The organism is Paracoccus onubensis, assembly GCF_003591515.1.
GTDB lineage: Bacteria > Pseudomonadota > Alphaproteobacteria > Rhodobacterales > Rhodobacteraceae > Paracoccus > Paracoccus onubensis.
The window spans coordinates 175,723-187,303 of record NZ_QZCG01000002.1; the positions used below are offsets into that span (position 1 = coordinate 175,723).

At 58.9% G+C, this 11,581-nt stretch carries 20 protein-coding genes; 9 read left to right on the forward strand and 11 right to left on the reverse strand.

Features of this window, described 5'->3' with window-relative positions; translation table 11 throughout:
• Nucleotides 1–49: 49 nt before the first annotated feature.
• From D3P04_RS03350 to D3P04_RS23920, 10 genes are all read right to left on the reverse strand, one after another.
• Nucleotides 50–274 carry a hypothetical protein gene (locus D3P04_RS03350; RefSeq protein ID WP_119745947.1) on the reverse strand — a complete coding sequence of 75 codons (225 nt, stop codon included), beginning with the start codon at nucleotides 272–274 and terminating at the stop codon, nucleotides 50–52.
• Nucleotides 264–641, reverse strand: a complete 378-nt coding sequence (locus D3P04_RS03355; protein WP_119745949.1) for an HNH endonuclease — start codon at nucleotides 639–641, stop codon at nucleotides 264–266. Before D3P04_RS03355 ends, D3P04_RS03350 begins: the two co-directional genes overlap by 11 nt.
• 318 nt (nucleotides 642–959) lie before the next feature.
• Nucleotides 960–1,841: a hypothetical protein gene (locus D3P04_RS03360; RefSeq protein ID WP_147391877.1), complete on the reverse strand. Its 882-nt coding sequence runs from the start codon at nucleotides 1,839–1,841 to the stop codon at nucleotides 960–962.
• A gap of 317 nt (nucleotides 1,842–2,158) precedes the next feature.
• On the reverse strand, nucleotides 2,159–3,991 hold the full coding sequence (locus D3P04_RS03365) for a DNA primase family protein (RefSeq protein WP_119745954.1): 1,833 nt from the start codon (nucleotides 3,989–3,991) through the stop codon (nucleotides 2,159–2,161).
• Entirely contained in the window at nucleotides 3,984–5,117 is a 1,134-nt protein-coding gene (locus D3P04_RS03370) for a DUF7146 domain-containing protein (RefSeq protein WP_119745956.1), read from the reverse strand. Before D3P04_RS03370 ends, D3P04_RS03365 begins: the two co-directional genes overlap by 8 nt.
• Nucleotides 5,110–6,114, reverse strand: coding sequence for a hypothetical protein (locus D3P04_RS03375; protein ID WP_119745958.1), 1,005 nt, complete (start codon nucleotides 6,112–6,114; stop codon nucleotides 5,110–5,112). The genes D3P04_RS03370 and D3P04_RS03375 overlap by 8 nt, the downstream gene beginning before the upstream one ends.
• Nucleotides 6,111–6,401, reverse strand: a complete 291-nt coding sequence (locus D3P04_RS03380; RefSeq protein ID WP_119745960.1) for a hypothetical protein — start codon at nucleotides 6,399–6,401, stop codon at nucleotides 6,111–6,113. Before D3P04_RS03380 ends, D3P04_RS03375 begins: the two co-directional genes overlap by 4 nt.
• A gap of 2 nt (nucleotides 6,402–6,403) precedes the next feature.
• Nucleotides 6,404–6,694: a hypothetical protein gene (locus tag D3P04_RS03385; RefSeq protein ID WP_119745962.1), complete on the reverse strand. Its 291-nt coding sequence runs from the start codon at nucleotides 6,692–6,694 to the stop codon at nucleotides 6,404–6,406.
• 337 nt (nucleotides 6,695–7,031) lie between these two features.
• Complete coding sequence (locus D3P04_RS03390; protein ID WP_182912721.1) at nucleotides 7,032–7,358, reverse strand: hypothetical protein; 327 nt, start codon at nucleotides 7,356–7,358, stop codon at nucleotides 7,032–7,034.
• On the reverse strand, nucleotides 7,327–7,587 hold the full coding sequence (locus D3P04_RS23920) for a helix-turn-helix transcriptional regulator (protein ID WP_119745966.1): 261 nt from the start codon (nucleotides 7,585–7,587) through the stop codon (nucleotides 7,327–7,329). The genes D3P04_RS03390 and D3P04_RS23920 overlap by 32 nt, the downstream gene beginning before the upstream one ends.
• A gap of 93 nt (nucleotides 7,588–7,680) precedes the next feature.
• Here D3P04_RS23920 and D3P04_RS03400 point away from each other — a divergent pair, with 93 nt between their 5' ends.
• Entirely contained in the window at nucleotides 7,681–7,992 is a 312-nt protein-coding gene (locus tag D3P04_RS03400; protein WP_119745968.1) for a helix-turn-helix domain-containing protein, read from the forward strand.
• A 237-nt stretch (nucleotides 7,993–8,229) separates the two neighbouring features.
• Complete coding sequence (locus D3P04_RS03405; protein WP_147391879.1) at nucleotides 8,230–8,733, forward strand: hypothetical protein; 504 nt, start codon at nucleotides 8,230–8,232, stop codon at nucleotides 8,731–8,733.
• Here the strand turns inward: D3P04_RS03405 and D3P04_RS03410 are convergent.
• Complete coding sequence (locus D3P04_RS03410; RefSeq protein ID WP_119745973.1) at nucleotides 8,730–9,014, reverse strand: hypothetical protein; 285 nt, start codon at nucleotides 9,012–9,014, stop codon at nucleotides 8,730–8,732. The two genes, D3P04_RS03405 and D3P04_RS03410, sit on opposite strands and share 4 nt — an antisense overlap.
• 133 nt (nucleotides 9,015–9,147) lie before the next feature.
• Here D3P04_RS03410 and D3P04_RS03415 point away from each other — a divergent pair, with 133 nt between their 5' ends.
• From D3P04_RS03415 to D3P04_RS03445, 7 genes are read left to right on the forward strand one after another with little or no spacing between them, the layout of a single operon-like run.
• On the forward strand, nucleotides 9,148–9,345 hold the full coding sequence (locus D3P04_RS03415) for a hypothetical protein (protein ID WP_119745975.1): 198 nt from the start codon (nucleotides 9,148–9,150) through the stop codon (nucleotides 9,343–9,345).
• Nucleotides 9,345–9,659 (forward strand): hypothetical protein, encoded by a 315-nt coding sequence (locus D3P04_RS03420; RefSeq protein WP_119745976.1) that lies wholly within the window; start codon nucleotides 9,345–9,347, stop codon nucleotides 9,657–9,659. The genes D3P04_RS03415 and D3P04_RS03420 overlap by 1 nt, the downstream gene beginning before the upstream one ends.
• Nucleotides 9,656–9,976 carry a hypothetical protein gene (locus D3P04_RS03425; protein ID WP_119745978.1) on the forward strand — a complete coding sequence of 107 codons (321 nt, stop codon included), beginning with the start codon at nucleotides 9,656–9,658 and terminating at the stop codon, nucleotides 9,974–9,976. The genes D3P04_RS03420 and D3P04_RS03425 overlap by 4 nt, the downstream gene beginning before the upstream one ends.
• Nucleotides 9,976–10,437, forward strand: coding sequence for a hypothetical protein (locus tag D3P04_RS03430; RefSeq protein ID WP_119745980.1), 462 nt, complete (start codon nucleotides 9,976–9,978; stop codon nucleotides 10,435–10,437). The genes D3P04_RS03425 and D3P04_RS03430 overlap by 1 nt, the downstream gene beginning before the upstream one ends.
• Complete coding sequence (locus D3P04_RS03435) at nucleotides 10,434–10,631, forward strand: hypothetical protein (protein ID WP_119745982.1); 198 nt, start codon at nucleotides 10,434–10,436, stop codon at nucleotides 10,629–10,631. Before D3P04_RS03430 ends, D3P04_RS03435 begins: the two co-directional genes overlap by 4 nt.
• Complete coding sequence (locus D3P04_RS03440; RefSeq protein WP_119745984.1) at nucleotides 10,628–10,867, forward strand: hypothetical protein; 240 nt, start codon at nucleotides 10,628–10,630, stop codon at nucleotides 10,865–10,867. The genes D3P04_RS03435 and D3P04_RS03440 overlap by 4 nt, the downstream gene beginning before the upstream one ends.
• Nucleotides 10,864–11,508, forward strand: a complete 645-nt coding sequence (locus D3P04_RS03445; RefSeq protein ID WP_119745986.1) for an HNH endonuclease signature motif containing protein — start codon at nucleotides 10,864–10,866, stop codon at nucleotides 11,506–11,508. The genes D3P04_RS03440 and D3P04_RS03445 overlap by 4 nt, the downstream gene beginning before the upstream one ends.
• The last annotated feature ends 73 nt before the right edge of the window (nucleotides 11,509–11,581 follow it).

An 11,581-nucleotide genomic window follows, 5' to 3' on the forward strand; every position in this document is an offset into this window, starting at 1 on the left:
GAGGCCGATCGACCCCCGGACTTTCGACTCACCCCCCCCCTCGGTCCGATCAGCAGGGGGACGGGGCAGCTTCTTTCATGACAGGCCGCGACATCACGCTGATACCCACATCGGGGTCGATGACGATCACTTTCACCTCGGCTGTGACCGAACGCTTGAAGTAATCGACGATGGATTGCGCGATGCTATCAGTCACAGGGCGCGCCACCTGAACAACGATCGTGTCACCGTCTCTGACTTCAAGGCGACGTATGTCTTCGATTTCAATAGCCACCGGCTTTCCTTTCCTCGGCCTGCTTCGCACCGTCATGGCATCGCTTGCACAGGCATTGCAGGTTGTCGCGGTCGAAGAACAATGCACGATCGCCACGATGTGGCTTGCGATGATCCGCGACCGGGGCGTTCGGTTCATTCCGGCTTGCCGGATCGGGATCGCAGAGCGTGCCGCATCGACGGCAGATGAACTGATCGGCGACCAGGACAGACCAGCGAAGGTCGCGCCATTCCTTGCTGTTATACCAGTTCCGCCATGGCGTGACTGTGCGGCGCTGAGCCGAACGATCGGCAAATGATTTGCTCAACCGCTGACCAGCCGAGGCCACACCGGCGAAGCGCGACGGCATCTGTCCAAGTCTGCTCATGTGTTGATCCTTGATAGGTGCAGGCTTCCCACCCGCTCGGCTGCCGGGGTCCGCATCGGGCGGACCAGCGCATAGTCGGGGCGCGGCAGCTTCCCCTGGTATTCCGATACGAAGAGCGCGGCGATTAACGAAAGTCCCTCCGACATCCCGCGAGGCCGCGCTCATGTCTGTGCCCCAAGTATGTGAGTACGACCCGAATGGAGAACGGGAGGGGCACAGGCAAAAGCGCGGAAACGAAGAGCGCCCGCGAGGGGTGGGGTCCCGGCGGGCGCACTTCTAGATAATAATGATTCTCCTGCCACAGACGGAGGTAAGACGTCAACACCTTTTTTCGGGCAGATATCCGATCATGCGGTCCAGCGCGGCGCACAGCGCCTCTCTGATGGCTTTCCGATTGCCGCCATAGGTGGACCAGTAATGCGCTTTCAGTACATCGCTCAAATGTTTTTGCTGAATGCAAACCATCTCGATCAGCACGCTGTCACGGATTGGCACTGCCTCTGCCTTGCCACGTTGAGAGGGGCGGATACGCCGAACCTGCATGGCGATGCCTGTGCCGATCCGCCGACGCATCCCGTCGAGTTCCCGGCCAGCCGACAGATAGGCATCCATGAAATCGCGCTCACCTGAACCTGCAACCCTGCCGTCGATGGTTGAACATTTGATTGCACCGGCAGCGCGCCATTCGACCAGGTCGCGATACCGACGCCCGATCGCAATCTGTCCCGGTGTCAGAGGCCAGCCCTTCTTCGCGCGTTCGGCAGCGGCGATCATCTGATCGAACACATCGGCGGCGCGTACTGCGTGGCGACCAGCGTATCCTGACGGCTGCTTTTCCCACTTGCCTTTGGCGTTCAGCTGCATCGAGGCTGGCATGAATGTCACGAAACCGCCACGCCCGGGTGCAGAGGGGATCAACCAGCCGCATTCAGCTGGCGGGGTTGCGTCACCCTTCAACTTGGCAATGCGTTGCCGCTCCGCTTCGAGCCGGGAAATGGCATGTCCATCCCGCACAATCCGGTTCTGACCCGGATATTCGGCTGTCGCTGCATTGCCTGTATTCAACATTTTGCGCTCCATTCTGGCCATTATACTATCCCTTGCTCTGTCTTTTCTTTCGTTGGGCTTGATGGGCTTGAGTAAAAGAGTGGTGGGCTTGAGAACTACGATATTTGAGTGATGCAGATTGTTTCTTATCAATGGGTTAAGGGGGTATTTTGGGCTTGAGGGATCGAGGGGCTTGAGATTTCGACCTATGCGGGGAAACGGCTTCCCCCTTACCCCTTGAAATTACGCGCGCGCACGTACCTTGGAATTTCAAGCCCGTCAGGCCCTCAAGCCCAAAAACCGGCATTAAGCCCCTGAAATCATTCATGGCGGATCCCCCTGACCCCGTGCGAACTCAAACCCGGCTGCCCCGGTATTCGGACCCGTCAGGCCCAACACCGAAGGCCAGACATGTTTGACGGGCCCGCAGGCCCGCCAGATCGTTGATGATGGTGAAGTGGGGTGCGGGGTTATTTGGGCCATGACGACCAGCCTTCCCGTGCCTCGGCGTCGCGCATGCGGCGCGCGAACTCGTCGGACAGTCTGATGCCACGATAACCGGTGACACCCGATTTACCCGGACTGAATGTTTTTTGGTTCTCCGGATGTCGCCATGAATCCGCCTTGGCCTTAAGCCGCAGGGATACAGTCCTATTGCCCCATCGGGTTTCGCCGCGCTCTTCGATCCAGAAGTTGAACGCCTCGATCAGTTCCTTTGAGGTCATGAAGTCGCCTTCATAGCCGGTGGCGACTGTGGCATCGCCAAGGAACGTGCCGACCGGATCGCTGTCCTTCCGGTAGTCGGCTGTCGCCGCGAGAACCTCGGGCGGTTCTTGCAAGCCGCCGGAGAGATAATCGATCAACCCCTCGATCAGCCAGTTCAGAATCCCGGACCTTTCTGCCCAAAGGATGTCATCCATGTCTTTTTTCGGGATTCGCTTGTGTTCCGGTATCTGGACGGGGAACTGCACGAGCATTACCCGGCGCCAGATACCGTCATCGCCGCCGCGAATGTCTGGCAGATGATTGCCGGAGATCGTGATCTTGAAGAACGGGGTGAAGGTGATCATGCCTGTAAACAGATCGCGGATCATCATGGGTTCACCGCCGGTCAGGGCCTTCACCAGGGCCTCTTGCAATCGCTGACCTTCCTCCGGCTCCGAAGTCCGTACCATGCGCGAATTGATCAACGGCATGAGGTCTGGCTGGGATTCCGAACCGGATTTCTTGTTCTTTCCGGTAAGGGACTCGATTTTCGCCGTTGCGGAATAATCGCCGAGCATCCGGGCAATGAGATCGACCAGAACCGATTTGCCGTTGGCCCCGCCGCCATGGAAGAAGGCCAGCTTCTGAACATCGAGCCCGGTCATCGACAACGCAAACCAGCGCTGCAAAAATCGTCGCATCTCAATATTGGGCTGGATTTCCTTGAGGAAAGCATCGAAGCGCGGGCATGTCGCATCCGGGTCATAGTCAACCGGCACGATCTTCGTCAGCAGCTGGCCACGGTCATGTGGGATGAGCGCGAAATCAGCCATGGCCGACATGCCGGAAGCGGGGTCCGGGGGAATCCGGCGAAACCGAAGCACGCCTGAAAGCGTGTTGATATCGAGATCACCTTGGTCCAACTGATCGACCGTATGCGCCACCATCACAGAGGCCTCGGCGGCCATATTGGTCATTGGGCCTGAGTTCCCGGCATTCTTCGCATGCGTGAGCCGGCGGCCGATAATCGTCTTGTGGGATTTCAGGGCGGCATCGATGCCGCGCAGTCGGCCGGCAATATTGGACAACTCTTCGGTCAGCGTTTCATCATTGGCGTAACCGGGCGTTGCCTCGATCTCGATGCGCCGCTTTCGCAGGTCGCGCTCTTCATTGAGCAAGTTCCGGTCCCGTTTCGAGGGCTGGATATAGTCTATCTCCCGTTCGATCAGCTCCGACATCTTCTGTGCAAGGCTGCGAATCCGAGGGGAAACACCCCGACTGATTTCCGCGTCGCGCTCCCAGCGCCGGCCATCCCAGACAATCCAGCCATATTGCGAAACATAGCGAACATCCTCGCCGAAATGGATGATGAAGCGCTTACCGTTGCCCAGATCATTCAGCGGTTGTTTGGCCGCGTCTTCGAACGGATCAGGCGGCAGATCGCCGCTTCCTTCTTGACCATTGATCGGTGGCGGTGGCGGCGGGGCATAATCTTCGGGAATATCATGCTCCTCATCCGGCGGAGACATGCCCTCGGGAAGGTCTACGTTATCGGCATTGGACAGCGCGTCCCGCGCCTGGTCGATCCGGTCACCCATGATCGTCTCCCATCAGAATATCATTGAGGTCTTTGCCTTCGCCTGGATAGGCGATGGCCGCCGACAGGCCGGGCCGTCGCATCATGGCACGGCGCAATCCGGCTTCGAGCTTGGCTCGCGTCAGGCGCGGATCACTGTCGCCGTCCTGGATAAAGACCAGCCGGCGCACCGACTCTGGCGGCACCCAGGCGCGATCATCGTCCATATCGGGGATCCCGGCATATTTGAGGCCGGGTCCGAGCTTGCGGCGTCCGGCCATATTGCCCAGATCCACGCCGCACCAGTAGGATGCTGGCTCTAAATAAGGATGTGCGACCAGCGCGGAGAACGTGGTTTCCAGACCTTCACCCATCACCATGATCCGCGCGTCGCGATCGCTTGCCAGTCGAATTGCGCCACCCTTCTTGGAGCCCAGCACCTTCTTGGCAGGCAGCAATTCCCCATCCTTATGAGGATCGGGCAGGATCACTTTCCCTTTGGGTTGCGACAAATCCAGCCAGGTTCGATGCACGGCTGTGACGCGACCGGATGGATCAACGACCGCGGCGACCATGGCGGGGCCCACATGGAGGGTCTGCCACTCGTCACGGGTCCCGGACACCGGGATCATATATCTGGCTTCGGGATCAAATCGGATCGAGGGCGGCAGAACGGGCAATCTCTCTCGAGTTATTCCCCGCAATGTGAGGTATTCCCGAACCTGCGTCCCTTCCGCAGGCTGAGTCGAAAACCAAATCTTGCGCGCGGCCCGGATGGTGCGCGCCCGGGCTTTTTCCTCGGCTTCATGCCGTCGGCGCTCTGCCGCCTCACGTTTTCGGCGCTGCTCGGCCAATTGTGCCGGCGTCAATTCCTGCCGTGGGCCAACGAGCCATTCAAGCGCAGCCGGAAAATCCATACCGAGCGCGAGCTGCACAAGCGCAATCTGATCGCCCTTGGCGCCGCAAACCCGGCAGTTGAATATCTGTTTCTGCAGGTTGATCCCGAACCGATCCTTGCCGCCACATGACGGGCATGGCCCGACCAACTCGCCGCTGGTCCTGACCAAGCCCGCGATCTGGAGCCGATCGACCAATTCGGCCATTGGCATTGCATGGGCAGCATCGATGCGGGGATCGGCGTCAACCATGTGCACCCTCGACGCATTTCACCAGGTGACGGGCGGCCGTGAGGACATCCTGCTGGCCGTCGATCGTCGGCGTGCCGTGATGATTAACGACATCCGCAGTCAATATGGCCCGCCAGCGCTTGTTGACATCATCCGGACGGCAGCCGAGTTCGTCAGCTATTGTGGTGGATTTCTTGCCCGCCATAAGTCCTTCGACGATATCGAGATCGTCGATCGGCGCGAAATCATCGTTCAGGTTCGCGAGATGCATAACCAGCGCACGCTGCCGGATGGTTAAGTGAGAGAGGTCGCCGATATCTGAAACGCGGGCAGTGTCCGGGATGACATGCGGAGCGGGCGTGATCGGCTTTGGATCGCTTTGAGGTTTTGGCGTCTCCGCAACCGGCTCCGGTGTGGGGGAAGAATCCTTTTGATCGGTAACCGCGCCGAGCTTTTTCAGCCTGAGATACCTCTGTTCGGCGCTTCGCGAGGTCCGGTCCAGCTCCGCCGCAATCGCCCCCCAAGTCATACCGGCAGATTTCAAGCGGATCAGTTGCGCGTCATCCTGCTCGGACCAGGTGCGACCGAAGGCACATGCACTGGGTTTCGTGGCTTTCAGCTTCTGGATTCGGGCGCGAATGGCGGTTTCGCTCCGATCGATCTGCTTTGCCATGGCTGTGATCGTGCATCCGGCCCGTTTCATCTGGATCAGCTTGTCATCCTGCTTTTCGGTCCAGGCATCCTTGCGCTGTTGAGCGGGCGGGGTGTCCGGTTGCGAAATCACGGTTTCCGGTTGCGATTCCGGCGGCTCCGGTTGCACGTCCGGCGCTTCCGCTGACGGGGGTGCCGGCTCGACAGGTTTCAGAATTTCGGTCAACAACATGTCTGACTGCCGAACCCGGGCAATCTCGCCTGCAACATATTCGGCGAGATCGATCAGATCACCTCGGTCAAAAGAATATTGCGGACAGCGCTCGTTCAGCCCGCGCAACAAGTTAATTTCAATCGACAGTGTCATTTTCCCTTCTTTGCCGCGTCCCAATGCACGGCCATGCACATCCGGTCGAATTCATTCATCGCCAGCTGGATCGGATAGATGATCCCGCTATGCGGCCCGCGATTGTCGGAGATCCGCTGCACTTCGCGGACCAGCGGTTGCAACTGTGGATAAGCGGAAGATCGTTCCGCACAGATGCCGAGGATCCGCACCATCATCTCGTGGTTTTCCGGCTCCGCGCCGGCATGCGGGCGGGTCATGATTTCCAGCCCGTGGATCATCGCTCGGTCATAATGGGACAGCTTCATGGTCAGCCCTCGATATCTGCGCGGCGAGCATATGCGGGCCAGCTTGAGCGCCGGATTGCGCCCCAGAGCTGACAGCCTGCATCGCGCAAAAGTTCTGGATCGCGGCGGGAACGCGGGAAGCGCTCGGCAAAATCATCCAGCTCGATCGTCAGCGGATCAGATTCCGGAAAGGAGCCGTGAACCGCGCAGAGGGCGGCCGATAGCATTGCCTGATCGGTTTCGCCCTGGGCGGCTTTCATGGCCAGTTCCAGTGCGATCATCTGAGCACTTATGCGATTGCGGTCGGTTGCCATCTACTTCTCCTAACTCCGCCCTGCCGCCATGGGAGAGGGGGATTGGCGGCAGGGCAGTCGCGCCGCCGGGGGTGAATGCGGCGATGCGGAACTCGAATAAAAAGGGCAGGGCGGCGAGCAGTGCGCCCTGCCAGTCATCGATGTCGAACAGGCGATGTCGGCACCGAAGAAAACTTGTGCCCCGCCGCCAAAAGGCAGCTCTCGGCCGGGCCAGCCGCAGGTTCCACGGTCCCGGTAGATAGCCCGCCCGAGGCGGCCGGAACCGTGGCGAGTGGACGAACAGGTACTGCGACCCAACCGCTCCCCCGCCCCGGGCAACCTGAAAGCCCGAAAGTCATCACTGGCCCCGCATGATTTCCGCGTAACGGGGCAGGGTCTCGATCGCGTAATCGACATGCTGGCCGTAAGGTGCGTTGAACCCATCGAACCAGTTGCACGCCGTCTGGAAGGTCACGCCGAAATGGACGGCGCAGGTTTCACGGTTCGGAAAGCTCGCGATCATCAGCAGTGACCAGCGGCGCAGGAAATCCACCCGATCAGGGTGATGGTGAATATGCGCACGCCGAGCAGCGGCGGGATTGCGACCGCGACCTTCGAACGGATTGGCATGGGACATTTGACGCAAGCGCGTGTCAGGCTGCGTCCGAATCTTTGGACTGTTCATTGGAGGTCTCGCTTTGGTTGGGATTGCAGGAAATTGGGTCGATCGTGTCCCAAGAGGAAACGGCAACTCGACCGCTAGTGGCCCGCTCAATTCTCTGGGCGAGTTTTAAGCTTGGAAACATGACGCCTCTAACAAGCTTAGAGACCGTCCCCTGCCGGACATTGATGCGCATCGCGAAATCCGCCTGCGTCTCACCAGATGCTTCAAGATGATGTTTGAGCGTAGCCATGCTGCAATATATGAATGTCAGGAATATTCCTGTCAAGCATCATATTCCTGTCAAGCGTTTGTCACTGCATGCAATAGGGGTGATTATAACGATATGAATATCGATCGCATCCGCAGTGCGCGCGGCTTAAACCAAGAGGACCTTGCAGAGATGTCGGGCCTGAAGCAGTCAACCATCTCTAAAATAGAGAATGGCTTCGACGGCGTGACATTGCGGGTTCTTAAGAAGATTGCCGTTGCCCTCGGGGTTGAGGTTCGTGACTTATTCGATGACGATCGCACCGTGGCCGAGCGAGCGCTCCTTTCTGCCTTTCGCAATCTTCCAGCCGATCGCCAGCAAGGCTGGTTGGACCTGGCAGAGGCATTAACTCCCCCTGGCGCGAAAGAGCGAGAACAAAACGAATAAAGCTTTCGTCGCTCATGCCTCCTATGAGCTCTGCGAATCGCTCTTCATTCTTCATGTCCACCCCCGATAGAACAAAGTAGCAACATCTTGCCGATCGTGGGTGTGGTATACAACCCCTTCGGGCGTAGCAGTTGCATAATCGGCAATATTAAAATTCCTACCAAGAATTTTTAAGATTGACAGGAATATTCCTGACAGTCATTTTATCTGCATCGCAACCCGATGGAGACCATCGCAATGTCATTTCTTTCCGACGACGCCCTTGCCGATCAGGATGCTGACACCCTGATAAGAACCGTGCTGAGCCAGGCCGCTGAGTTGGCTGGCCAAGATACCTTCAATCCAACTGGCCGAGCCGCAATCTACTTGCTAGCGACGACGATTGGGGTGCCGCGGACAATCGTTGGCGGCACCCCCGCCGATCCAGCCCCCCTGGCTGATCTGATCGGTGGCGTCCGTGAGATCATTCGTCAGGACCCTGACGGGTCGAGCAAATGGGTGGAGGCGCTTCAAACGCTATTGCGTACTCATCGCGCCATGACTGATCCAACCCAATGGCGGCCCACCAAGGCACAAATGGAGATGGGACGCCAAGCCCTCGGTTTAGACGAAGGCGATATCGTCGACTTCCGGTTCACCGAAGCGGGAAATCTGATCGCCAAGCGCGGTCTCAGGAATTGGGTGGAGATTAACCCGCAGGATGGATCGACCGTCCGCACACCGCGACAGGACGTCGTCTAACCGGGGGAACGGGGATGCCGAACCAAAGACATAACTGCCGCATCATAGTCAGAGAAGCGCTGCCTCAGGTCTGCCCTGTCGGACGGCGAAAGCTTACTCTGATCGATGGCGGCATAGATGCCGTTCATGACGCGGGCAACGTGCTCGAGATATCGAAAGGTGTCTCGCAGGCTGATCTCCAACCCGCCGTTTTCGCGATAAAGCCCACCGTGCTCCGCGTTACCCTCAAGTGCGTTGAGGCGCTCCTCGATCGCATCCAGCCTCTCCTCGATATCACTCATTTCCCGCGTTCTCCTGTGCGTTGCGTGGGGAATAGCCAGCCGCGCCTGCACAGTGCGGCTGGCATCTTCTACCTGACCGCAAATTCCACAACCGCGCAACCGTAGGGATGCGCGACAAGTTTGGAGATACACCATGTCATTTCTTCCTGACGACGCCCTTGCCCGGCATCCGATCTATGATCAGGTCCGGCAAGTCTTGACCAATCCCCAACTGGCGGAAGCTGCCGGACCTGTTGCCCGCGGGTTTGCCTGGTTCATCTGGGCCAACTCTCGCGGCGTCAAAATCTCACAGCGCAATATTCCGATCATCGGCAATAAGGGGAGGCGGTGATGACCGATCCAATCGTCACCCGCCACCTGGGTCATATCACCTATCAGGGCCCTGAGAGCGAAGCGCCCAACTGGTCGCTGCCGATCGACCTGCCTGCCTGCGATGATCAGGAGGGGCCAATCAGCGTTTTTGATTCGTATGACGATCCTGCTGCCACTGTCCGTAAGCTTGACGCCTATGAGGAAGGACTACGCGACGGCTGGGATTTGGCGCTCGAATCACCCCAACTGTTCCCGCGCGATCTGATTTATGTCGTGTTCGGCGCAGTCGGAACTGCGATCGGCGGCTTGATTGCGCTTTGGGGGTTCAGATGACCCACAGCAAAGCAGTCGAAGACGTGCTGGCCGAGCGCCGCCGGCAGATCGAGGCGGAAGGCTGGTCGTTCGAACATGATGATCTGCATGACAGGAGAGAACTCCTGAAGGCCGCACGCAGCTATGCTGATTTTGCCTGTTACACGCCGCGCCTTCGCCACGCAGTCCTGAAGATCGGAACCCCACCCGCCGGCTGGCCATGGGATGAAAGATGGTGGAAGCCAACGACACCGCGCCGCGATCTCGTCAAGGCCGCCGCACTGATTATGGCCGAGATTGAGCGCATGGACCGCGCTGCCGAGAAAGGCGCTGCGTGATGGCGCTTCCCTATTCATCCTCGACGGCTGGCCAAGCGCGTGAGAAGGAAATCCGCGACACGCTCCGCAGCGTTGGCGCATCGGCTGTTGGCTTCATGGTCGATGACGACGCAGATCAGATTATCGCGCAGTTCCGCCTGCATGGGCGTGAGGTAACGATTCCCGTCCGTGTCGGTGCCTATGCCGAGGCGTGGTTCCGCGAGAATAAAAAAGGCCCACGGACCAAAGAGGCCGATCATGCGGCCAAAGGCAGGAAGGTCGCGGAAAGCGCCGCCTGGGCGATCATGGCCGACTGGATCAAGGCGCAGGCTGCGATGATGACGGCTGGCTTCCTCAATACCGATACCGCGTTCCTGCCTCATATCCATTTGCCGGACGGCAGGCGGGTGGGGGACGCCATCACTTCTACCGATGGGCCCCTGCGATTGCCGCCGCCGGAAGTGAAAGGCGGTGACGCATGACCGATCGCCCCACCTTCACCCCCGAGCAGCTGCGCGCGGCATACGAGTTCCAAGCCCGCCAGGGCTACACCGGTGACATGGGGCGGACGGCCGCAGCAATGAAGCTGGCAGGCGATGAAGCCAATGACGATCAGATTGAACATCTAGCCCAGCTGATCCGCCTGGCGATCGATGAAACCTGGAGGACATCATGAAAAACAAACTTGGCGACCTCAATAATCACCTGTTTGCGCAGCTCGAGCGTCTGTCGGAAGAGCAGATGTCCGGAGAGCAGATCGAGCAGGAAGTCAAACGGACCGAAGCCATTGTCTCAGTCGCTGATCAGATCGTTGGCAATGCAGAACTCCAGCTGAAGGCGGCGAAGCTCTTCGCGGAGCATGGCCAGGCCGTATTGCCAATGCTGCCGAAGATCGGAAAGTCCGACGCATGAAGGGCCGCGCGATCACGTATCATGCCGATGAACTGGCGTGGATCGAGGCGCGCAAGGAAATGCCCCGCCGCGAGCTGCATCAGCTTTTCTGCGCGCGGTTTGAGCGTGACGATGTTTCATTCACCAACCTGAAAGCGCTTTGCAAGCGGAAGGGCTGGATGACCGGCAGGACCGGCCGCTACGAACCGGGGCGCGAACCTGAAAACAAGGGCAAGAAGATGCCCTATAATCCGAACAGCGCCCGCACCCAGTTCAAGAAGGGCAATCTGCCGAACAATTATCGCGGTCCCGGTCATGAGCGCATCGACAGCAAGGATGGCTACGTGATCATGATCGTCGAGGAAACCAATCCCTGGACGGGCGCCGATACCCGACCGGTGCATAAGCATCGATATCTTTGGGAAAAGGTAAACGGTCCCGTCCCCGAAGGCCACGTTCTGAAATGCCTCGACGGCGACAAAACCAATTGTGACCCATCGAACTGGGAGCTTGTGCCGCAAGGTATGCTGCCGCGGCTAAACGGCCGTTGGACCGGCTTGAAATATGATTCCGCGCCCGAGGAGCTGAAGCCAACGCTGATGGCCATCGCAAAAGTCAGGCATGCGGCGCATGAAGTAAAGCGGGGGCGGAAGAAAGCATGACGCGGGCCCCATCCACGAAACCCCTATTTCGTGCCATCAGCGGCAAGTCCTCGAGGCAGGCCGGAGCATCTTC